The organism is Spirosoma panaciterrae DSM 21099 (assembly GCF_000374025.1).
Classification (GTDB): domain Bacteria; phylum Bacteroidota; class Bacteroidia; order Cytophagales; family Spirosomataceae; genus Spirosoma; species Spirosoma panaciterrae.
On sequence record NZ_KB893190.1, the window covers coordinates 49,835 to 74,071 of the forward strand.

General features: G+C 48.0%; 20 protein-coding genes. 9 read left to right on the forward strand and 11 right to left on the reverse strand.

Annotated features, from left to right (window positions below; translation table 11 throughout):
- Positions 1-70 precede the first annotated feature (70 nt).
- Together B153_RS0119055 and B153_RS0119060 are read right to left on the reverse strand one after the other, a co-directional pair.
- A complete protein-coding gene (locus B153_RS0119055; RefSeq protein ID WP_020598339.1) occupies positions 71-1,669 on the reverse strand; it encodes a carbon-nitrogen hydrolase family protein in 1,599 nt (532 codons plus the stop codon).
- A gap of 124 nt (positions 1,670-1,793) precedes the next feature.
- Positions 1,794-2,819 carry a threonine aldolase family protein gene (locus B153_RS0119060; RefSeq protein WP_020598340.1) on the reverse strand — a complete coding sequence of 342 codons (1,026 nt, stop codon included), beginning with the start codon at positions 2,817-2,819 and terminating at the stop codon, positions 1,794-1,796.
- A 263-nt stretch (positions 2,820-3,082) separates the two neighbouring features.
- Here B153_RS0119060 and B153_RS0119065 point away from each other — a divergent pair, with 263 nt between their 5' ends.
- The 3 genes from B153_RS0119065 to B153_RS0119075 all read left to right on the forward strand — a co-directional run bounded on the left by B153_RS0119065 (position 3,083) and on the right by B153_RS0119075 (position 5,466).
- Positions 3,083-4,048 carry an OmpA family protein gene (locus B153_RS0119065; RefSeq protein WP_020598341.1) on the forward strand — a complete coding sequence of 322 codons (966 nt, stop codon included), beginning with the start codon at positions 3,083-3,085 and terminating at the stop codon, positions 4,046-4,048.
- 93 nt (positions 4,049-4,141) lie between these two features.
- Complete coding sequence (locus B153_RS0119070) at positions 4,142-4,633, forward strand: hypothetical protein (RefSeq protein WP_026262269.1); 492 nt, start codon at positions 4,142-4,144, stop codon at positions 4,631-4,633.
- A gap of 95 nt (positions 4,634-4,728) precedes the next feature.
- Complete coding sequence (locus B153_RS0119075) at positions 4,729-5,466, forward strand: hypothetical protein (RefSeq protein WP_020598343.1); 738 nt, start codon at positions 4,729-4,731, stop codon at positions 5,464-5,466.
- Positions 5,467-5,563: 97 nt separating this feature from the next.
- Here the strand turns inward: B153_RS0119075 and B153_RS0119080 are convergent, their stop codons facing one another.
- From B153_RS0119080 to B153_RS0119110, 7 genes are all read right to left on the reverse strand, one after another.
- Positions 5,564-6,280, reverse strand: a complete 717-nt coding sequence (locus B153_RS0119080) for an endonuclease III domain-containing protein (RefSeq protein ID WP_020598344.1) — start codon at positions 6,278-6,280, stop codon at positions 5,564-5,566.
- Positions 6,281-6,380: 100 nt separating this feature from the next.
- Positions 6,381-7,088, reverse strand: coding sequence for a DUF4097 family beta strand repeat-containing protein (locus B153_RS0119085; protein WP_020598345.1), 708 nt, complete (start codon positions 7,086-7,088; stop codon positions 6,381-6,383).
- 23 nt (positions 7,089-7,111) lie between these two features.
- Complete coding sequence (locus tag B153_RS0119090) at positions 7,112-7,891, reverse strand: DUF4097 family beta strand repeat-containing protein (RefSeq protein ID WP_020598346.1); 780 nt, start codon at positions 7,889-7,891, stop codon at positions 7,112-7,114.
- A 58-nt stretch (positions 7,892-7,949) separates the two neighbouring features.
- Entirely contained in the window at positions 7,950-8,735 is a 786-nt protein-coding gene (locus B153_RS0119095) for a HEAT repeat domain-containing protein (protein ID WP_020598347.1), read from the reverse strand.
- A complete protein-coding gene (locus B153_RS0119100; RefSeq protein WP_020598348.1) occupies positions 8,719-9,261 on the reverse strand; it encodes a sigma-70 family RNA polymerase sigma factor in 543 nt (180 codons plus the stop codon). The genes B153_RS0119095 and B153_RS0119100 overlap by 17 nt, the downstream gene beginning before the upstream one ends.
- Positions 9,262-9,537: 276 nt before the next feature.
- Positions 9,538-9,891 (reverse strand): LytR/AlgR family response regulator transcription factor, encoded by a 354-nt coding sequence (locus B153_RS0119105; protein ID WP_020598349.1) that lies wholly within the window; start codon positions 9,889-9,891, stop codon positions 9,538-9,540.
- Positions 9,892-10,151: 260 nt separating this feature from the next.
- The gene (locus B153_RS0119110; protein WP_020598350.1) at positions 10,152-14,162 is read right to left on the reverse strand and encodes a hybrid sensor histidine kinase/response regulator transcription factor; all 4,011 of its coding nucleotides are present in this window, start codon (positions 14,160-14,162) and stop codon (positions 10,152-10,154) included.
- Between the two features lie 154 nt (positions 14,163-14,316).
- Here B153_RS0119110 and B153_RS0119115 point away from each other — a divergent pair, with 154 nt between their 5' ends.
- The 5 genes from B153_RS0119115 (at position 14,317) to B153_RS0119135 (ending at position 19,433) form a co-directional block, all read left to right on the forward strand.
- Entirely contained in the window at positions 14,317-14,778 is a 462-nt protein-coding gene (locus B153_RS0119115) for an SRPBCC family protein (RefSeq protein WP_020598351.1), read from the forward strand.
- Positions 14,779-15,068: 290 nt separating this feature from the next.
- A complete protein-coding gene (locus tag B153_RS0119120; RefSeq protein ID WP_020598352.1) occupies positions 15,069-16,313 on the forward strand; it encodes a dicarboxylate/amino acid:cation symporter in 1,245 nt (414 codons plus the stop codon).
- Positions 16,314-16,411: 98 nt separating this feature from the next.
- Positions 16,412-16,849: a hypothetical protein gene (locus B153_RS0119125; RefSeq protein WP_020598353.1), complete on the forward strand. Its 438-nt coding sequence runs from the start codon at positions 16,412-16,414 to the stop codon at positions 16,847-16,849.
- Positions 16,850-17,105: 256 nt separating this feature from the next.
- Positions 17,106-18,020, forward strand: coding sequence for an ABC transporter ATP-binding protein (locus tag B153_RS0119130; RefSeq protein WP_020598354.1), 915 nt, complete (start codon positions 17,106-17,108; stop codon positions 18,018-18,020).
- A gap of 90 nt (positions 18,021-18,110) precedes the next feature.
- Positions 18,111-19,433 carry an ABC transporter permease gene (locus B153_RS0119135; protein WP_020598355.1) on the forward strand — a complete coding sequence of 441 codons (1,323 nt, stop codon included), beginning with the start codon at positions 18,111-18,113 and terminating at the stop codon, positions 19,431-19,433.
- Positions 19,434-19,511: 78 nt separating this feature from the next.
- On the opposite strand, the gene B153_RS0119140 is transcribed toward B153_RS0119135, so the two are convergent.
- A complete protein-coding gene (locus B153_RS0119140) occupies positions 19,512-22,442 on the reverse strand; it encodes a TolB-like translocation protein (protein WP_020598356.1) in 2,931 nt (976 codons plus the stop codon).
- A 245-nt stretch (positions 22,443-22,687) separates the two neighbouring features.
- On the opposite strand from B153_RS0119140, the gene B153_RS0119145 reads away from it, so the two are divergent.
- On the forward strand, positions 22,688-23,017 hold the full coding sequence (locus B153_RS0119145; RefSeq protein ID WP_020598357.1) for a YegP family protein: 330 nt from the start codon (positions 22,688-22,690) through the stop codon (positions 23,015-23,017).
- Positions 23,018-23,079: 62 nt separating this feature from the next.
- On the opposite strand, the gene B153_RS0119150 is transcribed toward B153_RS0119145, so the two are convergent.
- Complete coding sequence (locus B153_RS0119150; protein ID WP_020598358.1) at positions 23,080-24,153, reverse strand: glutaminyl-peptide cyclotransferase; 1,074 nt, start codon at positions 24,151-24,153, stop codon at positions 23,080-23,082.
- Between the last annotated feature and the right edge of the window lie 84 nt (positions 24,154-24,237).

Here is a 24,237-nt window from a genome sequence, read left to right on the forward strand (position 1 = left end):
TCAAGCCTTGGCAAAAGACCTGCTTGCTTATGAATACGCCTGACTATACCTGACTGCTTATAAGCTGTTTTTAATCGGCTACGACAACCACGGGTGGAACGGCTTCGGGGTCATTGTCGGGTGACTCTTTCTTGCCTTTCAAAGCTTTCCGGGCTGATTTCTTCAATGTAACATCATACAGATCGGTCCGACGATCTTTCATAACCTGAACCGAGCCATGTTCATGCAACTCTTTCAAAAGACTTAAATCGACATCAGCAATGAGCACCATTTCCGTATTGGGCGTGGCTTCGGCTTTAATAGCATTGGTCGGAAACTGGAAATCGGAAGGCGTGAAAACCGCCGATTGGGCATAATTGATGTCCATGTTATGCACCCGTGGTAGGTTGCCAACACAACCTGAAATGGCCACATAACATTCGTTTTCGATAGCTCGCGCCTGAGCGCAATGACGTACCCGCGAGTACCCATTCTGCGTGTCGGTCAGGAAAGGAACGAATAGAATCTGCATACCCTGCTGAGCCAGAATCCGGCTCAGTTCCGGAAATTCGACATCATAGCAGATGAGCATACCGATTTTACCACAGTCGGTGTCGAAGGCCCGGATTTCGTGACCACCCACCATGCCGTAATGTTTTACCTCGTTGGGCGTAATATGAATTTTTCGATACTCTTCATACGAGCCGTCTCGTCGGCACAAATAAGCCACGTTGTAGAGCTTCCCATCTGCATCGACCAGGGGCATACTCCCCCCAACGATGTTGACATTGTACGATATGGCCAGCTCACAGAGCTTATCGCGTACAGGTACGGTAAAATCGGCCAGTTTTCGAATGGCAACAGGTTCGGGTAAGTCGTTGAAGTCAGCCATGAGCGGGGTGTTGAAAAACTCAGGCAGCACCATGAAATCGGCCCGATAATCGCTTACGGCATTGACAAAAAACTCAACCTGATCCAGAAACGCATTGAGGTTTTTGAACAGCCGCATCTGCCACTGAATCACACCCAGCCGGATAATGGAGTCGGTATGGGGCTTCTTATCGGCCTCCTTGACGTAATAAATATTGATCCACTCCAGCAACGTGGCGTATTCTTTCGACTCGGAGTCGCCGGGTAAATAGCCGCGCAGGACCTTCCGAACGTGAAAATCATTTGAAAGCTGGAAAGTCAGCGTTGGGTCATAGATTTCCTTTTGCTTCACTTTGGCGATGTACTCGCGGGGGGTAAGCTCATCGGCATATTTGTTATAGTTCGGGATACGCCCACCGGCCAGAATTCCTTTCAGATTCAACTGCTCGCAAAGCTCCTTCCGGGCATCGTACAGCCGACGACCTAACCGAAGATCACGGTAGTCGGGGTGCACAAACACTTCAATCCCATACAGGTAATCCCCTTCGTCGTTATGGGTTTTGAACGTATACCCACCTGTAATCTCGTAATAGGTATGGTTGTCGCCAAAGTCGTCGTATTTCACTCGGATGGCCAGGGCACTTGCCACGACCTTCCCATCGACTTCAACGCAGAACTGTCCTTCCGGGAAAATATGCAGAAGTTTATTGATCGAACTTTTGGACCAGTAATCTCCCCCAATACCACTGTAGACCTCAATCATCGTTTCCTTAAGGTCGTGGTAATCCGATTTCTGTAAATTTCTGGTTTGTATATGCATAGCTATCAGGCCCCGGATTTGTATGATTTATTTGATGGACCTTGATTTGCATAAATGCTTTCAAAGGAGCCATATATGAAATCTACTTTGTGCAACACCAACAAAATCAGGCTAATCAGTAAAATCAGTGAAAATCCCGGTTCAGAATGAGTTCCATTTCCGACAGCATCTCATCGGTAAAGTCAAGATGCGTGACAAAGCGCACGAGGTGCTTCCCAAACGTGACGCTGCGGATGCCCTTATCGGCTAACTTAGCAACATAATCTGTAGCCAGAATTGTTTCGGGAAGTCTGAAAATGACGATGTTCGTGTCGATTGGTAAAATCTCCTGTACTTCGGGCAGGCGTTCGAGCAAGGCACCAATTTTTCGGGCCCGGGCATGGTCTTGCTTAAGTCGGTCAATGTGATGATCAAGCGCATAAATACCGGCTGCTGCCAGAAAACCCGCCTGCCGCCAGCCACCTCCCATCAGTTTGCGGTAACGTCGGGCCTGTGCAATAACATCCGATTGGCCAAGAAGCAGTGATCCAATTGGGCACCCCAGCCCTTTCGACAGACAGATGCTGATAGAATCGAATAGCTGCCCGTAAGCCGTAGCTGGCTCTCCCGTCTCGACTAACGCATTGAACAGACGGGCACCGTCGAGATGCAGAATCAAGCCATGCTCCTGACATACCTGCCGGATCGCTGCAATTTCAGGAACTGTATAGTAACAGCCCCCCCCTTTATTGATCGTATTTTCCAGAACGACGAGCCGGGAAAGCGGTTTGTGCGGATCGGCACGATTATAGATGTGTTCGCGTATAAGGTCGGGCGTGAGTTTGCCACGAATACCATGTGCTAGGCTGGTTGAAGCCAGAGCATTCACCGATATACCTCCCCCTTCATATTGATAGACATGAGAAAGGTAATCACAAATAACGTCATCACCTGGGCGCGTATGTGTGCGAATAGCGAGTTGGTTGGTCATGGTACCCGAAGCGCAGAAAAGCGCGGCCTCCATCCCAAATAGCGAAGCCGCCTTGGCTTCAAGCGCATTTACGGTAGGATCGTCGCCAAAAACGTCGTCGCCGAGTTGGGCAGAGAACATAGCCTCGCGCATGGCAGGCGTAGGGTGGGCAACCGTATCGCTACGAAGGTCAATAAGCATAAATTGAGTTGATGATAAAAGATGTATGATTCACAGGTAATCGTATACGGTTTAAGCAGTCATGTGGTTCGGGTGGGCTGATACATCAACAAATTGGCAACGGATTTCCACAAGCCGAATACAGTGACCAAGACGGGCATAGACCGTCTTCTTTGTAAATCATTTGGATTTGAAGGACTTGCGTGTATTTTTGAGCAACCTTTTCACGTAAGTTCGTCTCAAAGCAGCAAACTGTATACAGTACCTGTAAACCCTTGTTTAGTATGTTAACGAACAAAATTCCCTGGATTATCTTACTTGGTTTGTGGATGGCCGGGTCGACCTGGTGGCATGTCTGCAAAATTAAACAGCTATGCGTAGATGACGTAAAAGCAACTCCGGCAACCACCGAAGAAACGGCAGCTCCGACTACCGCAAACGCGTTTATGATAGCGGATGGCGATCGGTTCAAGCTTGAATTTCCGGGCAATTTTAGTTTTGCGAAATCGGGAGCTAATGCCAACATGAATAGTCTGGGGGGCTCGCTGGATGCCATGGTTGCTTATTTGAAAGCCAATCCAGGTCGAACCCTCGAAATTAAGGGCTATTATTCAGCAAATGAAACGAATTCCACCTCTTTCCCCAATTTAGGTATTGCACGAGCCGAAGGGCTAAAGCAGTATCTGGTTCAGCAGGGCATTCCGGCCGGATCGATTACGACATCGGCTGAAGAGCGGAACCTGGCCTTTACAGCCAAAGGAGATTCACTTTATGGTGGACTCGATTTTGCCTTTGCCGGGGTAGAGAAGCCGGTCGAAGCTGAGCCAGTGGCCGGTACTACATCCGAACCAATCAAGATTACAAAAGAAGTTACGGAAAAGGAACTGGCTAACAGCGAGAAGTTTACGTCAGTTTTCAAGCCTATTGACCTGTATTTCCAGTTGGGCGAATCGAATTATATTAAAACCGAGGATACGAAAAAATTCTTCGGTGAAGCCATTCGCTACCTGGCTGAGCATAAAGACAAAAAGCTTCTGCTTACAGGCCATACGGATAGCTCGGGTCCTGAAAATGTAAATATGGAACTGTCCCGTGATCGGGCTAACGATGTAAAAGCCAGACTGCGTAAAGCAGGAGTTTCGTCGGAGCAGATCATTGTAAAAGCGAAAGGTGAAACCGAACCCAAAGCCGATAATAGTACCATGTCGGGTCGAAAAGCAAATCGACGGGTAACGGTGGTTGTTCAGTGAGTCTATTCTAACTTATCCGGCTTGATGGTTTTACGACGGCTATGAACGGCTGGAGCCATCAAGTCCGAATCTTATAAACTTCTCTACGAATCTATGTTTGACTTAAATCCCCTAAATCTTCCTAACGCACAGCTACAGCAAATCATTATGCTGGTTGTGTCGGCTGTACTGGGTTTTATTATCGGTTACATTTCACGGCAACGAACCATTCGGGAACTGGAAGGTGAGCTGGCCAGTACTGAGCGGGCTGTTGACGACTGCCATCGGGAAGCTGTATCGGTAGTTAGTACTGAAGATAGTGAAACGATGGTGTTAAACCGAATCCGGTCGCGGGTCAATGAGCTCAATTTTACGCGTATTGGTATGGCATCGGCTACTGAATCCGATGACCTTAAAGAAATTGTGGGTGTTGGGCCGTTTCTTGAAAAGAAACTACACGCGATAGGTATTTACACCTTTCGGCAAATTGCCAATTTCAACAAGGAAGATATTGATAAGGTCAACGATATCATTGAGTTTTTTCCCGGTCGCATCGAACGCGACGATTGGGTAGGGCAGGCCAATCAGTTGGCAAAGAAAAAATAAACGTCAGGTCTCTGAATCCAGGTTTCGAGTTGGCAATGGTCAATAGAACGAAATATGGAATCTGAACCATTAAATTCCTTAAACCATAATCCGTTATGTTTGGATTAGATCCTTTTAGCCGCCCGGTGGCTATTTCCGAAATACTCATTTTACTGGCTCTGGCCGCTTTTATTGGCTGGTTGTTGGGCCGTTTGATTTTAGCTGGGCGTATTAATGCGCTTCGGACAGCAGTAGCAGAAAAAGAGAACGAACTGGAAGAGTGCCGCCGGGCCAAAGTTTCGGGAAAGGCGACTAGTGTAAAACCAATGCGTACTGAGCCGATTTTAGAAACTCCTCCAGCTTACGTCCATGCTGATCCGTTATTGCCAGCTATAGCGCCTGACGATACCCCCGAACTCATCAATGAAGATCTGGTAGTCCCTCTGGTAAACGTGCCCGTTGAGGAGCCGGTGGTAATTTCGACGCCAGTTGCCCCAGTGGTTCCAGAAATACAGCCTGCTTCGGTTGAAATGCCCATTGTTGCTGGAAATTCTGAATCGGCTGTACTCAATCGGATTGCCGCTCGGGCCAGTGAAATAAACTTTGATCGAATCGGTCGGGCGTCCGCTTCGGAAGCTGATGATCTGAAAGACATTGTTGGGGTTGGCCCATTTCTGGAACGTAAGCTCCATAGCTTGGGCATTTATACGTTTCGGCAGGTCGCTAACTTTACTAAAGATGATATCGATAAAGTTAATGAGATCATCGAATTCTTCCCTGGGCGCATCGAGCGAGATAACTGGGTAGAGCAATCAAAAGAATTCTACAAAAAGAAATACGGGAATAAGAACTGATTCGCGTTTACCCAAACCGAGCGAGCCCCGATAGAGTAGTGCCTATCGGGGCTCGCTCGGTTTGGTCAGGCACTTTCCTGTTTCGTCGGTTTGGGCGTTATTTTTTGCGGATGGGCGTGCTGCTCAAGATGGCTTTACCCCCCTGTTGATAGAAATCGCATAAATCCTGTAGCAGGCATTCGTTGCATCTGGGTGTGTACCAGGTACAGGTTCGTTGCCCATGCCAATAAAAATGTTTGTGAAAATTAAACAGCACCAGCGGCTCTTTAGGCAAATAGGACAGAAGTACGGAATGGGCTTTCCCGGCACTCACTTTTGGCCCGATAAGTCCCAGACGCTGGGTGACCCGATGAACATGGGTATCGACAGGTAAAACAGGTTTGTGGAATTTGAAAAGCAGGAGCAGGGTCGCCGTTTTTAAGCCAATACCTGGTAAACTTGTGAGCCAGTGCATAGCCTCTTCGGTGGACAGATCGTTTAAAAAATCAATGTTGGCCGAACCCGTTTCCCTGAAAAGATGCGCTAGCAAATTTTGTATGTAAGGCGCCTTGACTTCGGGGTACGTAACGGTTTTGATCGCATCGATTAATTCTAAAAGAGGGGCGTCCCGAACCTGCTCCCAGTTGGGAAACCGTTCGCGAAGAGTTTTATAGGCAATAACCTCGTTGGCATGCGTTGTACGATGCGAAAGAATCGTCCCAATTAACTCATGGATTGGGTCAGAATAGCCCTGAATAGCCTGGGTACCATACGCTTTGGTTAGTCGTTCATGGGCAACCCAGGTCTTCGATGCGGATTCGGAAGGGAGTGGCATGTAAACACGGCGGATTCAACGGAACAATGGTTGCCTGATTGAACCCGCCCTATGAGCGAATGTTTACGGATTGCCGCCCGTTACCAGAAAAGCGCTAGACCTAGTCTTTCTTTCGGAGGTAGATATTATTGCTGATTGATTCCAGTTGAACGTTTGGGCCGCCCCCGTTGAGCGTGCCTTCAAGCAGGTAACCAACTATCGGATTTTTATCTTTTTTGTTCTTAAAGGCAATTTCCATGTCGGAATAGACCTCGCCGGTAATGGTTTTCATCGCTACGTTAGCGCCTTTCGACCTGGGCCAGCTCATATCGACAAAACCACTGATCGTTTTAGCGTAGACCGCTTCAGTAGCTCCCTGAATATCAATGTTTCCATTGATGGTTTCCAGTTTCAGCCGGGCATGACGGGGCAGATTGACGACATAGTTAATTTTGCTGCATACATAATACGACTTACCATTGGAGTCGGTCTGCCACCGATGGCCATCGCCCGGACAATCTTCGGCTTTGCCTTCTTTTACTTTCTCTTTGTCGAAATCCGTTTTTACACTCACTTCGCTGTCAGAAGAATTGGTTGTGACAACCAGCGCATCATCCAGTTTACCGCCATTGATGGTGGCAGCTATGTGCACCGACAGGTCGGGCTTGTCCCAGTAACGAACCTGAATACTGTCGCCAAAACGTAGATTAAGATTGACCGACTGATTAGCAGATACAGGCATTGTTTTTTGAACGATCCGTTGCGCAATGGCAGACGGCATAAGCAGGGACAGAACCCCAATCGAGTATAGGAATAGGCTGTTTTTCATGGGAGTTAAGTTGATCGATGTGTTTATTTCTGCTTACGGATATAAATGTTACTGTTAATCGTCTTGAGTTGAATATCAACGCCACCGCCATTGGTTGTGCCATTAATCGAATGACTACCACCTACCCGTGCCAACCCATCTTTAGAATTCTTGATACCCAGATCGAAGTCCGTGTACATTTCACCATGAATGGTTTGGAGCTTCATGTTCGATTTGGTGCTGGCTGGTAGCGTAATGTCGATTTCGCCATTGATGGTCGAAATGGCTGTCGGCTTTTCCTGATCGATACTCGAAAAGACGATGTTTATTTCGCCGTTGGTCGTGTTTGCCACGACGGGTCCAGTCACATTCTTCAGCTCCATCGAGCCGTTGTTGGTCTTGAGTTCCAGATCACCGTCCATGTTGCTGATGCTAACGTCTGCTTTTTGCCAGTTGGTCTGCTGATAAAGTATCCCAACTTTTCGTGGAAGTTTGATCGTATACTTAATTGACTTTCGGGTCGCTTTTTCGATTTTTAGGCCACCACTTTCGGGTGTTACCGCCAATCCGAGCCCTGTATTATCTACAGCCGTGTAGTAAAGCGGTTTTAGCCCTTTGGCGCGTTCGGGAGGAGCTTCGTACCCGGAGTTCGCCTGAATCACGACCTCATCCCCGTTGTACCCCTCGATTCTTAGGTCACCCGCATCAATGTCAATCGTTACTTTTTTGTCTTTGGTATTGGATAGTTTGGCTTTGTATTCCTGTGCCTGGGCGTTGGATAGACACAATAAGAGACTGGCACTCAATACTAGGAGCGTTTTCATGGTTGTTGTATTTGGAAAATGTAGACTAAAAAAAGAAAGAGAAGAGATGACTAACAGATCAGGAAGGTGAACCCCGTCCCTGTACCAGATGATTAATGCCTTCTTCCGCTTTTTGACGAACGGCATCCAGCACCTGTTGATTTTGTACCAACCGCTGCATTTCATCGACGGCACGTTTCTCTTTCATCGTGACGAGGGCATCGATCAGGCTAATTTGCAGGTTAGGGTCGGTCTGAATTTTTAGCGACTGAATCAGGGCTTCACGCACCCCCGGCTCATTGGCAAAGTGAGTAAGTGCCTGACAGGCCGCTAATCGTACGTTTACATTGGCATCGAAATTCAGGGTGTTGATGAGCAATTGGGTAATGTCCTGATCGATCTGTTCTAGCTCATAGCTTTGATTGACCGCCTGGATACGCTCGCTGGCTGATGTTTTCGGTAAATGCTCAAACTGTAGCACCTGTTTCATCGCTATGGCAGATGGAGTTTCAGCCGACGAGGTAATGCCACCTGCTGAATCCGAGCGCCAGTGGTTATAAACCAGGCCTCCGGCAAAGCCCAGGATGATCAGGGATACACTGGCCGCTAATCGACGAACCCAGGTAGTAAAGCCAGCAAAACGATTTGGTTCGGACGCCGTGAGTTTGGCGGCTAACTTACTTGTGAAAGCAAAGGATGGATGTTGGTTCCGGGCATTGGCAAAATACCGGAACTGATCGGCATGGCTCTGCAAATGGGCAGGGATCGAACCCTCCTGAAAGAACTGCCGTAACAGTTTTTCTTCCTGAAGTGTGGTTTCACCCTCGTAGTATTTCTCCAGCAGTTGTTCAATGTCCGGCTTCATAATCATTGACTTTAAGGTAATTCTGCCGTAGCCGTTGGCGAGCCCTCGACAAAATCACACGTATATTATTAATACTGACCCCCGTTACCTGTTCGATCTCTTCGAAGCTATATTCTTCAACATCGCGCAGGTGGAGAATGAGCTTCTGCTGGTCAGGCAGATCGTCGATGAGTGTTCGCATAAGATCAGCACTGTCGGCTACTTCAACCTGTCGATAGGGGGAAGCGTCTTCAGCCTGAATGCCGAGAAGTGTAGATTCATCGGTGTACTTGCGTCTGGCATGAGCTTTTAGCCGATCCAGACACAAATTCTTCGTCATCTGTACGGCTAGTGCCTCGATGCTCGTGTAGGCTTCTAATTGTTGTCGATTGGTCCATAGCCGTAACAATACATCCTGTAAGGCGTCTTCGGCTTCTTCACGGTTGCGAAGAAACAATTGCGCCAAGCGGAACAGGCGTCCCTGAACGGGTAAGATGCGTTGTTTGAAGGCTTGTAAATCCATATCAATGGCAAAGACGACTGGCATAGTAAAACATTACAGGCTTTCTTGAAAATTTTTAAAATTTTTCAAGGCGCTATGTAATGGAACAGATCAACCCTAGGGAGTTTTAAAGTAGACGGTGATGCTGGCATGGAAATTGTTCTGGAGAATAAGTAGATTTCTTAGGTGATGCTGATTGTGAACGCGAGGGGAGGGCTACAGGAGAGCCTATAAAAAACGACTTTCCAGTGAACCTATGTGGCCGCTTAAAGAAGCCCCATGAATCACTGGAAAGTCGTTGGTAGAAGAAGCAGAAAGTAATTAATTTACATACGAACGCTGATTCGTTAATTGCCGGCGGACCAAACTCCAGCGACGGCGTGATACGGGTAGAACTTCACCCGTAGTTAAATGGACCAGACCACCTGTTTCGGTCCGCTCTAACCGTTCAACAAACTGCCGATTGACGACGCAGTTGCGGTGAAGGCGAATGAAAAGCTCAGCAGGCAGTTGTGGAGAATAATACTTTAAGGTGCGGGGCATCAGCATACGCCGACCATCAGCCCAGTTCAACCAGCTATAGTTGGCAACGGCCTGTAGATAGACTAAATCTGATACTGAAAAAAGCTGACGACCTGTTTCCCGAAGGTAAAGCTTGAGAGGGGGCCATTCCATTGGTGTTGACCGGTTCGAAAAAGAAAAGACGGACATTGACATAAGCGTAATACTTTTCTTGAGATCGATGAGTAAGTAATACTTACGCAATACTAATCGCAATGGCCGCTCTGCTCTTGCTGTTTCGTAACAAGCACTATAAAATTTGTAACATACGGTTCGTATAGAGGTAATAATACGCTACAAATAGCCGAGTAAGCACCAGCCAACAGTTTGATATGGATAAACCTGTAGTAAAATTGTACTAAATGGAAACCGGATCAGGCTACTTCATGACGGTTCTGATCAACGTACTCGGAGGGGGTTACGTGGTACTGGTCTTTAAACACTTTGGAGAAGTAAGCAGGTGTATCGAAGCCTACCCGGTCGGCTACTTCAGATACGGATACACCAGTTAGCAATAATTCGGCGGCCCGCTTCAACCGGACCATTCGGATCAGTTCGTTAGGCGAAAGCCCCGACATAGCCTTTACCTTTCGATTCAGATGCATCCGACTCATGCCAATAGCCATCGCTAACGGTTCTACGCCAAACGTCGAATCGTCGAGTCGCTCTTCCAGTATCGCGTAAATTCGGTTCATAAACTCGTCCTGCGGGTCCTGGCTGGTCGTAGGTAAATTGCCCTGACGCAACAGTTGGGTCCGAAAATGTTGACGCATCCGCTGCTGATGTTCCAGGCGATTGCGCACCCTGGCCTGAAGTTCGGCGACCTGGAATGGTTTGGCCAGGTAATCATCGGCTCCAGCCGATAGTCCTTCTATACGGCTCTCAGTCGATGCCTTGGCCGTCAGGAGGAGGATAGGAATGTGACTCGTTACCGGATTACTTTTCAGTTGGCGACAAAGCTCATAACCATCCATTTCAGGCATCAGGACATCACTGATAATCATGTCTGGACCTTCTGCCATGGCGGTATTAACCCCAGTCTGCCCATTGTTAACCCGCTTGACACGCCATTCGGGGTTCAGAGTCGATACAATGTAATCGGCCAGCTCGTCATTGTCCTCTACCAGCAACAGACGAAACACTTTTTCTTCGGGGGCCTCCTGTATCGTCGAAACTTGTTCAGTAGCAGTTGATGGGGCCATCAGCTCTGATTTTGTTGCTTGCTCGGCTACGAGTTCCGCTCGGGCTTGTCGGCATTGAAGAGAGACCGTAAAGGTGGTTCCATCCAGCGGCTTACTTTTTACTGATAGGGTTCCCTGCATTATTTCGACCAACTCTTTAACCAGAGCCAGGCCAATACCTGACCCACCGACAGCCCCTTCGGCCAGTGGATTGGCCTGATAAAAGCGGTCAAAAATGTGCGGCAGTTTTTCGGGAGGAATCGGAGGACCTGTATTATGAACCGATACGCGAATCAGATCAGTATTGGCTGAATTAGAGAGAGCCGGGTCCAGCGGCTCAACCGTGATTTGAATTGTGATCGTCCCGCTATCGTTGGTAAACTTAAAGGCGTTCGACAACAGATTTGCCAGGATTTTCTCGATTTTGTCTGGGTCGAACCAATAATAAGGCTGCGTAAACTGATGGGTCAGGTTTAATTGTATGTGTTTACGCTGGGCTTCATCTGTAAAAACAGCAACTACTCGCTGGATAAACTCGGGTAGGTCGCCGGGGCTTGGCGTGATCGTCAGGTTTCCGGCATCGAGTTTGGCCAGATCGAGCAATTCGTTGATCAGTCGTAGTAATCGATTGGCATTCCGATAGATAAGGGCCAGACGATTGAAATAGGGAGAATCGGCTGTATCGGTCAATACCTGTTCTAACGGTGTTAGAATTAGGGTTAATGGAGTACGAAGCTCGTGAGTGATATTGGCAAAGAACCGTGATTTGACCTCGTCGAGATGTTTGAGCTGAATGGACTCCTGCTCACGGAGCTGCATTTGGTTCTTCTGGTGTAATCGGCGGATTCGGATTCGAATAAATAAAAGCAGTGCTCCCACCAGCAGCAGGGCATAAAGGGTATACGCCCACCAGGTGGCCCAAAGTGGAGGCTCAATGACGATACGCAACGCATGTGTGTGAGGACTCCAGACACCTGATGTATTGGAGGCATTCACTATAAACGTGTACGTTTTGGGAGTTAGGTTGGTATAAGTCGCTGTTGAGATATTTCCGCTATAAATCCAGTCCTTGTCCAATCCCAACAGTTTATATCGATACTGATTTTTGTGGGGCTGGTTGAACTCAAGCGCTGCAAAATCAATCGATAAAAAGTTCTGGTGGTTAGACAGAACAATTTCCTGCGTTTCGTTAATGTCTTTATCGATGGGTGAGTCAGATGTGTTGGCTGTTACCAGCTGGTTATTGATCCGAAAAGCAGTCAGTACGACGGTGGGTTTGACAGCATCTTCGCTGATTCGGCTGGGATCGAAGGTAGTATAGCCACCAACACCACCAAAAATGAGCCGGCCATCGGGCAGGGTAACATCATAAAATTGTTTGAATTCTTCACTCGGAAGCCCATCATCGGCCATGTAGGTTCGCACGTCGTGTGTTCGGGTATCAAATCGGCATAACCCCCGATTGGTACTTAGCCAGAGATGGCCCTTGTTGTCGGTGCGAATGGCGTATATGACGTTGGTCGATAGAGCTTTACCAACTGGAAACCGCTCAATATAGCCAGTCATTTTGTCGAGCCGGCAAAGGCCTTCGCCAAATGTGCCAATCCACAGATAGTTGTACTGTATCGGGTCCTGTGCCAGACAGAGTAAGGAGTTGCCGGGGAGTGCGTGCGGATTGCCAGCTACACTTTGCCAATGAATGAGCCGTTTGCTGGGCAGATCGGCTCGAAGTAGCCCGTGGTTTTCCGTTGCCAGATAGATGCGCCCTCCATCCACAACCATACTGGTAATGTTGTAAGGGTGGTTGGCTGGTAGCGGGAGTGGAAAGGCGGTAAACGTTTGCAGATCGGCATTATAGCGCACTACGGCCTGATTTGATGGGCCTAAAAGCCCCCAAAGCTCACCCTGTGCGCCGGTTGCCAGTGCCGCAAAACGAAAATTGCCGTTGGGCAGCCAGCGCGTTTCGACACCTGTAGGCTGTACCGCTACAAACAATTGGCGGGTAGCATCGTATCGATAAGGAGGAGTTTGTAGGCTACTGACCCAAAGCGCCCGACGACCGTCGAACAAATAGCGAATCCCCGAAGGCGACTGCTGACGTATGGCTTCAGGAATGGCGCTGGCGGGTATGTTTGCCTGTTGAGTGAGCCAATCCGTCTGAAAATTGGTTCGGTAGGGCCAGGTTTGAAAAGGGCGTTTGTTCAAATCGTATTTGATAACCCCATCGCCATTGAGCCCAATCCACAGCACGTTGGAACGATCGACTATAAGGGTTAGGGGTGAAAATCGACCCAGCTTAGGGGATTCGGCTGAAGCATCTTCGAGCAGTGGGACTAAATCCGATTGATCGGTATAGCGGTTCTGATTGATATAATCTACACCTTGCTGATCGGTTGCGAAGAGAGGTAGCCCTGGTTCATTGGTTAGATTGATGACTCGCCGGACTTGCCCATTTCTGGGATCGAATAGGGCGAAACTTCCCGGAAACCCCAGCATCAGTTCCCCATTTCGTCGCTCGTGAAGCCGGTATACTTCGTTTTGAGGCAAGCCCTGGGCTGTTCTGAAGGCGATGAACTGCTGCGTATTCAGATCATAGCGAAAAAGCCCGGTATGGGTAGCCAGCCAGGGTTGATTTTGACGATCAATCAGGATCGCGTGTATAAACGATTGAGCCGAGTCGGCCTTCATGGCCCAGTGCCGGTGCGAGATGGAGCCATTGGCATTGAGCCGGAAAAAGCCGTTTGTTTGCGTAGCAACCCAGACATTCCCGGACCGATCGGGCTGAATGCCTATAAGTTGATCACGGCCCAGAGCCTGCCTGAAGGCACGCGAATTAGAAATGCGGTTTGAACGCTCAGTGACCGGATCAAAGCAGTCGATGTGATTATTTTCCGTACGAATCCAAAGTTTGCCGAGTACGTCTTCCCTGATTTCGTAAATACTGCTGAACGAAAGGGATTGCACTACCTGTGGATCATGGGTATAAATACGAAATCGAATCCCATCGTATCGGCAAAGCCCATCACGGGTTGCTAACCAGATAAAGCCCCGTTTATCCTGAATGATCGAATTGACAAATCCCTGAGGCAGCCCATTCCGTACGGTCAGGTACTCTGGCTCAGGAGGGCTGGCCTGCAGCGTGTTGGCAAAGCCTAGCAGACCAGAGAAAATCCAACAAACTAACCTCCGAGTGAGTTGACGCATACACTTACCGGAAATTCGCCCAAAGGGGGTTAGAAGAAGCAGGTAAACGGGTAAATATATACCTTTGATTGTTTTTGGCAACCTTAAAATTGACTTTTCCAGTAAAAGGTAAATATGTTCCTTTTTTTCTTGCTCCACTATTCGTACTCCTGTTATGCGCTTTGTGCTTAAAACCAAGGTAGATCAGCCATTACCCAAGGTTTGGGAAGGCTTCAATCGAGCGCTGTTCGAACAACTAACCCCAGCGTTTCCACCTGTGAACGTGGTGCGTTTTGATGGTTGCTCACGCGGGGATCTGGTTCATTTACAATTAAATTTCTTCCTGTTTCGCCAAGACTGGGTCAGTCGGATCACAGATCAGCAAACGGGTCCAGAGGAAATCTACTTCATTGATAAGGGTATTCAACTCCCGTTCTTTCTGACGTACTGGGAACATCATCACCGCCTGCTACGATTGCCATCTGAACTGAAAAGCCGTAAACAAACGGTCATTGTTGATGAGGTTACGTTTCGTACGCCTTTCAAGGTGACCGATTATCTCTTCTATCTTATCCTGAAGGGGCAATTTGCGTGCCGAAAACCGATTTATCGACGTGTTTTTAACCGAATTTATTGATTAAATGGTTGTTTGGGTCGCATGATACGGGGTGATTGCTTAACATGCAAAAAAATGGTGTTTGCGGTCGGTGAACGGTTCATTTGTCCTAAACGAGTTGCTAAATCGAGACGAAAAACCCAATACGTACGAATTTTCGGAACTGCACGGATTCTGTTACATTTGTCAGATAGGCCTATTTCCTGTATACTTCAGTCGTTCTGACGGCAGTTGTTCCGAAACAGGGTCTTAATTGAGTATTTAACGTAATAGTTAGCAAGTCATCAACCATCGAACTGAACCAGTACTGCATGAAACTTCCAAATCTGACAACACGAATTTTTCTGGGCATGGTGCTCGGGATTGCCATTGGTTATTTTTTTCCGGATACCGGCTCGGGTTTTTCGGGAACTGACCTGAACATCCTGTCCAAAATTTTTCTTCGGCTCATTAAAATGATTATTGGGCCCCTTGTCTTTTCGACACTGGTGGTCGGCATTGCTAAACTGGGTGATTTTGGGGTTGTTGGGCGAATTGGCTTGAAAACGCTCGCTTATTTTTACTTTGCCACAATCTTGTCGCTGGTAGTTGGGCTGCTGGTCGTCAACATCATGAAGCCGGGTGAAGTGATGGATTTACAATTGCCAGCCAAGGGAACAGATGTGGGGCTGGAAGTCAAAAAGCTCACTTTTACTAACTTTATCGAGCACATTTTCCCAACGAGTTTTATCGAAGCTCTGGCCAATAACGAAATCCTCCAGATTGTTGTGTTCAGTATCTTTTTTGGAGTTGCCGTAGGGTCGGTAGGTGCGTACGGGAAAATTATGATTAAGGCGCTGGATGCACTCTCGCACATCATGTTCAAAATCACAGGCTATGTGATGTCGTTTGCTCCATTTGGGGTACTAGGCGCGATTGCGGCTGTAGTGGCCAAACAGGGGTTAGGCATTTTGGCCGGATATGCTTACCTGATCCTCTGCTTCTTTGGGGGGCTTTTGTTCTTTATATTCGTTGTGCTATCGCTTATCTGTCTGGCTGCCCGAGTTCCGTATTTTGCCCTGCTCAAAGAAGTGCGTTCGGCCATTATCTTATCGTTCAGTACGGCAAGTTCAGAGGCCTCGTTTCCGCAAACCATCGAGGCTTTACGTCGGTTTGGCTGCTCAGAACGGATTATCTCTTTCGTTTTGCCGCTGGGTTACTCGTTCAATCTGGATGGGTCGATGTTGTATATGACCTTCGCTACCGCCTTTATTGCCCAGGCCTATGGAATACCTTTGTCGTTAGGACAACAGATAACCATGATGCTTACACTGATGATCACTTCTAAAGGAATAGCGGGTGTACCACGGGCCTCGCTGGTGATTATAGCCGGTACACTTTCGCAGTTTAATCTTCCACTCGAAGGGCTGGGCCTGTTGCTGGGTATTGATCAGGTACTGGATATGGGCCGATCGGCAACCAGTGTGGCTGGCAATGCCGTAGCTACCTGTGTGGTTTCAAAATGGGAAGGGGAATTCAGGACGCAGCCTGTTGACACTGATGAGATTACCGTTTGATAAATCATGGGCTGATTGTAGTAAACGGGTACTATAAACTGTAATTTTAAGGAGGTTAATCATTGATTGACTGTACAACCCTAAACCTCTTTATTCTTATGGCTCAACCTGCCGTACTCGAAGCTGAATTAGCTCCTTATTTTACAACGAAAGCACCTTTTCAATTTCCCATTAATTTTCGGGAAGGCTTTGTCAAGTTCTGGCCAATTGTTACGCTGGTCTTATTAATTCTGGCAGCTCCTGGTATTCTTCTTTTTTTAGGAATCGGGACAGCTTTGATGCCTGCTACGTTTATGGGTGGGGCTAGCGTTGGATTTGGCTATACCATAGCGATGATTTTATCGATTGCTGGCCTGGTGCTAAGCATACTGGCCCTTCCCGGTTTATTCAATCGAAAGCGGTCGGGTTGGGTCTACAGCTATTACGCCCAGTTGATTAGTATCGTAACCAGTATCTTTTCCTTCAGTATTCTGGGAATCTTATTAGGGTTGCTGTTTTTGATGTTATTGTTTCAGGTCAGAGACTATTATAATTGAGAAAGTTTATGATTCAAACAGAATAAGGTAGCGGCTTCAAGGGGCAAATCGTATGAATGTGTCCTGTCGCTCCCTGTTTATTGTCTGAATCATAAAAAAGGCCATACTCATTTTCGAGTATGGCCTTTTTTATGACCGCTCGTAAGGCCCATATGCAGTTCGTCCGTATATTGGTGGTAGATACTCGCCTTATGTTCGTAGTTTGATGCGTCAAACGAATCCGAATTAACCTAAACTGAATCAGTTACCGAAACTCGTGACCAATATTCTCGAAACCCATCACATCATAAAACAATATGCCGAACACCGGGCGCTGGATGATGTGAGCTTGTCTGTCCCTAAAGGGTGTATTTTTGGTCTGCTTGGCCCCAATGGCGCCGGAAAAACTTCACTTATTCGAATCATAAACCAGATTACGGCCCCCGACTCAGGGGAGGTTATTCTGGATGGGGAGCGGCTCAGGCCAGACCATATCAAACGAATCGGCTACCTGCCCGAAGAGCGTGGTTTGTATAAGAAAATGAAGGTAGGGGAGCAACTGCTTTACCTGGCCCAGCTCAAAGGCCTGACGGAAAAACAGGCTATGGAGATGCTCAAGGTCTGGTTTGTTAAATTCGACATCAAGACCTGGTGGAATAAGCAGATTCAGGACCTGTCGAAAGGGATGCAGCAGAAAGTTCAGTTTGTGGCAACGGTCCTCCATGAGCCTGACCTGATTATTCTCGACGAGCCCTTCTCCGGCTTCGACCCGATCAATGCCAATCTGATCAAAGACGAAATTCTGGAACTGCGCGAGAAAGGAAAGACCATTATTTTTTCGACCCACCGGATGGAGTCCGTTGAAGAGCTGTGTGATTATATCGCGTTGATTAACCGTTCACATAAAATCCTGGATGGTTCGAAACGAGCGATTAAAGAACAGTTTAAAACGCATACCTATCATATTGAGTATCAAGGTACGCTGTCGAGCCTGCCAACGGCTTTTGAGGTGCTGCGAAACCAGCCTCTGGAAGATAATTTTCAGCGGGCCGATATTAAAATTCCGCCTGATGCCTCGGTCAACGACCTGATCCGCCACTTGATCGATACGATTTCTATCCGGTCTTTTGGCGAAAATATCCCCAGCATGAACGACATTTTCATCCAAACCGTCGGCGAAAACAATGATTGAATGATCGCATGACTGACTTGTTGACTGTCTCGACTGACGTAGTTAGCAAGTCAAACATCCCATCATTCAACAAGTCAATCATTAACCCTTATGCATACAATTTTCCTGATTATTAAACGCGAATACCTGGTACGGGTGCGCAAACGGTCATTTATCGTCATGACGATACTGGGACCAGTCCTGATTTTTGGCTTCTACGCTATTATTGGCTGGGCCGCCGTCAGTTCCATCAACCAGAAGAAAGTAGCGGTCGTTGACGAGAGCGGACGGTTTGTCAACAAGTTTAAAGCCGACAACGAAACGGTGTTTTCGTATCCGAAGCAATCACTGACCGATGCGAAAAAGTCATTTGTGAAGCAGGGCTACGATGCGCTGGTGTTCATTCCAAAAGATGTGATCGAATACCCCAAAACGGTTCAGATTTTTGCCGAAAAAAGTGTCAGTCTGGCCTTACAGAGTAATATTGAACGAGCGATCGGAAAAGAGATCGAAACGATCAAGCTGGAGCAGGCGGGTATTACGCAAAAAGTGATAGAAGATGCCAAGGTCAATGTGGATGCGCAGACCATTAGCCTGAGTGATGCAGGCGAAAAAAGTAGCAATGGTATCGCAACAACCATCATCAGTGGTTTTTGTGCATTACTCATCTACATATCCGTGCTTATTTATGGTACGCAGGTGATGCGGGGTGTCATGGAAGAAAAAACCAACCGGATTGTCGAAGTAATTATCTCGTCGGTCAAGCCGTTTCAGTTGATGTTGGGCAAAATCATTGGTGTTGCTTTGGTAGGATTAACCCAGTTTCTGTTGTGGATTGCCTTAACAACCGGGTTGATCACAGTCGGGTCCAGCATCTTGGGGCAAAAGGAAGCAGCCAAAACGGCGGTGTCGGCTCGGGTAAACGGAATGCCGGGTCAGCAGGAAGTTCAACAGAAAATGGCGAAGGACAAAAATCCCGTTGCCAGTATCATGAAAGCGGTTGAAACACTCAATATCCCGTTAATCATCAGTTGTTTTTTGTTCTATTTTTTGGGTGGGTACTTGCTCTATAGCGCCTTATTTGGGGCCATAGGCGCTGCCGTCGATAGCGAGACCGAAACGCAGCAATTTATGTTTCCGATCATGATGCCTATCATCGCAGCCATCGCGTTTGCCCAGATTGCCGTTCGTGATCCGGATGGACCACTCGCTTTCTGGACATCCATCATTCCATTTACTTCGCCAGTCGTGATGATGGTGCGCGTACCCTTCGGTGTGCCCGTTTGGCAACTGGTGCTATCCATGGGCTTACTGGTACTTGGCTTTTTAGGAACCACGTGGATCGCGGCCCGCATTTACCGGGTAGGTATCCTGATGTATGGCAAAAAAGTCTCTTTCCGCGAGCTCTCGAAATGGGTGTTTTATAAAGGATAATCGCAGGAAAGTGCTACACCTATAAACGGGATAAAAGGCAGATATACCACCTGCCTTTTATCCCGTTTATAGGTTTTATCAAATCCCAATATCTATCACCAGAGGTTGAATCAGCCATTGACCCGTAGTGAGGTTATAAACACTGCGGAAACCTGCTTCGAACGGTGTACGTAAGCGTAAGGCATTGAACACAAAGGAAATATCGAGACCCGTTGTCTGAAAGGTATGGATCTGGGTTTCATAGCCCCGTAAACGCCCATATACATCCCGCACTTCAATGGAACTTTGCCCATTTACACCGTCGAAAAATCCGGCAGCTTTAACCCGTTGAATGTACAGCCATCGTCCAAACGACCAATGCGTATCGGCAATGGGAAGCCGGTATTCGACACTGCCCACTTTGATCTGATCATCAGCGATATAAGCTTGCCCTCGTGGATAGAATACCGCAGCCCCAAACTGATACGTACCCTGCGCCTGTAATTGGTAACCAGCTCGCAAACGTAGGGAGTGATGCGGTCCTAATCCGGGTAAAAATAGATTTCCCTGAATACCGAGTTGCTCAGCGGTGAGCTTACCGCCAAAGGGTGTCGTTCGGTAATTTACGGCAAGGGTCTGCCCCCAGCGTGGAGCTACATCGCGCTTGCTTTGCCGCAATAGATGCGAATAGCTGAATCCGTACGTCAGGGCACTCAGTGATCCCGATGAGCCGACTTCGGTTATGTAGCGGTAAGGCAGATCATAATCGCTTACCTGCAAATAATTGTAATAGGCCGAGAGGCTGATCGACTGTATGTATTTGGAGTTGGTCAGTTGGAGGGGCAGCCGAAAACCGGCCGTCAACTGGTTGTAGGTCCACCGATCGGTTCGTAGGCTGTCGGCCGGAACCACTTTGTCGATATATAGGGATGTCGAACGGGTACCACGCTGGAAACTGAGATCAATAATTGGGTAGAGCCCCTGGTAGCTTAAAAGCGTAAAAAAATTACCGGCTTGTTCGGTCTGGTTATACGTGTAACCAGCACTCAGTTGAGTTGTACTCAGCAGATCCTGTGAATTGATGCCTATGGATAGGGCCTGCCCGGTGCTGCTCAAAACAGGCCCCCAACTGTAAATATTGAAGGCATTGGCTAGTCTTCGGAAACGGGAGGGCTGATAGACTGTTGTTGTCAATGAGGAATCAGCTAGAATTCGGCGTCCTTCGGCTGCTCCGGGTTCCCGATTGGCTAACGAACCAAAATAGCGAACAGGGGCTTCTCGGGCGGGTTCGGTCACAGGTTTCCAGTCGGCAGGGTTGAGGGGCATTTGAGCAATACGGTAGCCGGTGGCCGAAAAGTCTTCAAAACTGAGTCGATGACCAGAAGGGCTAACCGAAGCGTGATAGGCCGCCAAGGGGCGTGATGTCACCTGAAATACCTGCTTCGACTGGGTATCAACGGCATAGAGATTATCGATACCCGACCGGGGTGAGTTGTAGAATACATACTGTTTCCAGGGTAGGGGATGGCTGATATTCTCATTGGATGGCGGAAGCAGTTCGAGACGGATATTTGATTCCGTATTGAGTGACAGAAGCGTTTTCTGACCGTTTTTTAGCGCTACTGTTACAATCGACTGATTATCCTGCCAGCGTGGGTGCTGGTAAAATTCGTTGCTGGGGTTCGGAAGGGTTTTCAATACCCTGCCCGTATGGGCATCGAGTACAAGTAGCTGGGTTTTATAGCGTTCGGTATTATCGACGACAATCAACTTCGTATTGTCGGGCGAAATAGCCACGGCTGTATATCGGCTTCGATGGGTCAGCCGGGTGAGTTTTCTGGTTTTCAGATCCAGCAAACGGATGTTAGAGTAGATGCGCTGTCCCCAGCGCGGATCATAGCCAAACTCAATCCAGCAGGCTTTGGATGCGTTAGCCGATAAAAACCCCGGATCATTGGTAAAACCCTGTACCTGAATTATTTTTTCGGGCTGATTTTTTCGCAACAGCACCAGTCGGGGCGTAGTGCCAAGCCCACTTTTCAGGCACAGCACCGTCGAGTCGTCCAGATACTGAGGGTGTTGGTAATTGGTAAAAACAGGGGTAGCGGTCCGCTGCTTTTCAACCCTGGCCGGAAACAAATCAGCAGGCGTAGGTGTAAGCTGTTGCTGTTGTTTTTGCCAGGTTTCCGTCAGGTCGTCCATGGTTTTACGGTACAAATCCTCCGTTTTCAGACCCGTTTCATCCTTAATACTAGCCGAAAAGGCAAAAGGCCATGGAAAACGGCGGTAGTTTCGATTCAATACCCGACTCCACACATCAGGACCGTAGGTTCGTTTTAGATACGTAGTCAGAAAATACCCCAGCACATAATGATTCGGAACGTTGTCGCGAAATGAACCCGACACCGCTTTCGGGTAATCGAACCGATTGCCTGCCAGTAGATTAGCCCGCATGCCGAGGTCAAAATTCGGAATACGCCCTCTTCCGGTGGTACTTAAAAGGGTTTCGTTGCTGACGGCATCCCCTTCAGCAAACCAGTCGGGCACCGTAAACAGCGGAAGGTAGAGCCCGGTACTTCCTAGCAATGTATTGAGCACACGCCCATACCCTTGCAGGGCTTTATCGTTTTGGACGACATGCCGATATTCATGAACCGCCAGTAAATCGAGCCAGTTGTAGGTCCCCAGCAAACCTGGGTCCTGGGGAGCAACGGCAAAGAATTCCGAACGTCGCGGAAACAAGGTCACAAATCCGTTGCTGTTCGTGGTTTGGTTTTGAAGCAGGACAGACAGACGACGGGGGCTTTTTCCGAGTGAGGCACTTGCCGGTTCATACAGATGTTCGAGCCGGTTGGCCGTTCGCTGGGCAGTCGAATCAAGTCCGGTTGGATACAGAACGCGAAAGTGGGGAGTGTTGAGTTGATACCAGCGCAGATCAGTTGGGTTCTGTTCAAGAACGGGAAGAGATTGAGCTAGGGCAGTCAGCGAAACCGACTGGAGCAGGGCGGTGAAGAGTCTTCGTAGATGCATCGGTATCAATGATACAGCTTTTTTACTGAAATTTTATACCCTGAACAGCCAGACGATGTCAAATTGCCGTTGCGTATTACGGCCGTAAAAGACCTGTTTGGGCCCGAGTACGACAGGGATTCTCAGTGGATAGGATTACAGGGGCTAAAATAAGATCCGTATTAGGTACGGGACTAATTTTCATTGTTTTATCAACAGGAAGTGACTTAATTTACAGTGATGTCACCCTTAATTCACTGTATCAAATGGGAAAGTTTGTTATTTCAATCCGCAAGAATGGCGAGTATCAATTTAATTTGAAAGCCGGTAACGGGCAGGTTATTCTATCGAGCGAAGGCTACTCAAGCAAGGCTGCCTGCGAAAACGGTATTGAATCGGTGCGGAAAAATGCACCGGATGATGGCCGATACGATCGTAAAGAATCATCAAACGGCAAATATTACTTCAATCTGAAAGCGGGCAACGGCCAGATCATCGGGAGCAGTGAGATGTATGAGGCTGTAGCCAGCCGCGAAAACGGTATAGACTCCGTTAAGCGCAATGCTCCCGACGCCACTGTCGAAGAAGCCGAATAAGACGTTTGGCAACGGATTGGCTGGCTGATGCACATTGTCAGGTCAGCCAATCCGTTGCCGTATCAGCGCAGGGCTACAACCTGTTTCGGCTGGCTCTTTAGCTGTATTTTAAACAAGGTTGGCCAGTTTTTGCCCGTTACATAAAACGCATGTTCGTCGGCCCGGTATGCAATCCCATTCAGCACATTGGCCTTGGTATCAATCGTTCTGGGTAAAATAGCTTCCATCGAAAGCTCACCAACAACCTTTCCGGTCGTTAAATCGATCTGGACGATGCGGTTGGTTTGCCACACATTGGCAAATACGTAGCCATTCACGTATTCCAGTTCGTTGAGGTTCATCACCGGACCTAAATTATCGTAAACCGATAATTCGCCTTTGCGACGAAAATCTGGCGTAAGGAAAAAAAGTCGATTGGTCCCATCGCTCAGAATTAATGTCGAGTCGGTATGGGTGAGTCCCCAACCCTGGGTATGGTAGGTGAAAGTCTTCTCGAGTGAAAAATCCATATTGTACCGAAAGCATACGCCCGACGTCCAGGTAAGCTGGTAAATTTTGTCGCGGAAAATAGTTATTCCCTCTCCAAAGTATTGGCTGGCTAAAGGAACCGATTTTTTGATGGCACCCGTCGCCAGATCGACCAGCATCAGTTTTGACTGACCATTAAGGCCTGTGCTTTCATACAGATTGCCCTGGTAAAACTCCAGTCCCTGCGTAAAGCTGCTGGCCTCATGCGGAAATTGTTTTAGCACCGAATAGGAAAGTGATACAGGTCTGAAATCGGACCATAACTCAACTGATAGCGTATCGGCGATAATCGATTGATTACGCAGTTTACCGGCAACCAAGAGTGGTTGCAGTCCGGTTTTTCGAGACGTAGCCCGGATGGTCAGTGCACTATCCGTCTGTTGAATAATCGGTACAGGATTGGCCCCCAATGTAACCCTGGCCTCGGTCAGTGGCTGATTCAGTTGAATCTGTAGCGTATCGCCCAGAGTAAAGGTATTTTTGGACAGTGTGGCTACCGAGGGTTGTGTAGCCTCGGTCGAAGTAGTTTCGTCGTTGCGCTTCGTCTGACAGCCCAGGAAACAGGTACTCAGCAGTACGACAATACAGAAATACAGGTTACGGTTCATCGTTCATTGGCCTTGGTTCGGCATTCGTTCGTGCTCACGAACAGTTGATCAATTTGTGTAAGGGTTCCCCAATGCCAATGACTA

Coding starts and splice junctions, on each gene's coding strand:
- B153_RS0119055 (WP_020598339.1), bottom strand. CDS start 1,669: ATGCATATACAAACCAGAAATTTACAGAAATCGGATTACCACGACCTT.
- B153_RS0119060 (WP_020598340.1), bottom strand. CDS start 2,819: ATGCTTATTGACCTTCGTAGCGATACGGTTGCCCACCCTACGCCTGCC.
- B153_RS0119065 (WP_020598341.1), top strand. CDS start 3,083: ATGTTAACGAACAAAATTCCCTGGATTATCTTACTTGGTTTGTGGATG.
- B153_RS0119070 (WP_026262269.1), top strand. CDS start 4,142: ATGTTTGACTTAAATCCCCTAAATCTTCCTAACGCACAGCTACAGCAA.
- B153_RS0119075 (WP_020598343.1), top strand. CDS start 4,729: ATGTTTGGATTAGATCCTTTTAGCCGCCCGGTGGCTATTTCCGAAATA.
- B153_RS0119080 (WP_020598344.1), bottom strand. CDS start 6,280: ATGCCACTCCCTTCCGAATCCGCATCGAAGACCTGGGTTGCCCATGAA.
- B153_RS0119085 (WP_020598345.1), bottom strand. CDS start 7,088: ATGAAAAACAGCCTATTCCTATACTCGATTGGGGTTCTGTCCCTGCTT.
- B153_RS0119090 (WP_020598346.1), bottom strand. CDS start 7,891: ATGAAAACGCTCCTAGTATTGAGTGCCAGTCTCTTATTGTGTCTATCC.
- B153_RS0119095 (WP_020598347.1), bottom strand. CDS start 8,735: ATGAAGCCGGACATTGAACAACTGCTGGAGAAATACTACGAGGGTGAA.
- B153_RS0119100 (WP_020598348.1), bottom strand. CDS start 9,261: ATGCCAGTCGTCTTTGCCATTGATATGGATTTACAAGCCTTCAAACAA.
- B153_RS0119105 (WP_020598349.1), bottom strand. CDS start 9,891: ATGGAATGGCCCCCTCTCAAGCTTTACCTTCGGGAAACAGGTCGTCAG.
- B153_RS0119110 (WP_020598350.1), bottom strand. CDS start 14,162: ATGCGTCAACTCACTCGGAGGTTAGTTTGTTGGATTTTCTCTGGTCTG.
- B153_RS0119115 (WP_020598351.1), top strand. CDS start 14,317: ATGCGCTTTGTGCTTAAAACCAAGGTAGATCAGCCATTACCCAAGGTT.
- B153_RS0119120 (WP_020598352.1), top strand. CDS start 15,069: ATGAAACTTCCAAATCTGACAACACGAATTTTTCTGGGCATGGTGCTC.
- B153_RS0119125 (WP_020598353.1), top strand. CDS start 16,412: ATGGCTCAACCTGCCGTACTCGAAGCTGAATTAGCTCCTTATTTTACA.
- B153_RS0119135 (WP_020598355.1), top strand. CDS start 18,111: ATGCATACAATTTTCCTGATTATTAAACGCGAATACCTGGTACGGGTG.
- B153_RS0119140 (WP_020598356.1), bottom strand. CDS start 22,442: ATGCATCTACGAAGACTCTTCACCGCCCTGCTCCAGTCGGTTTCGCTG.
- B153_RS0119145 (WP_020598357.1), top strand. CDS start 22,688: ATGGGAAAGTTTGTTATTTCAATCCGCAAGAATGGCGAGTATCAATTT.
- B153_RS0119150 (WP_020598358.1), bottom strand. CDS start 24,153: ATGAACCGTAACCTGTATTTCTGTATTGTCGTACTGCTGAGTACCTGT.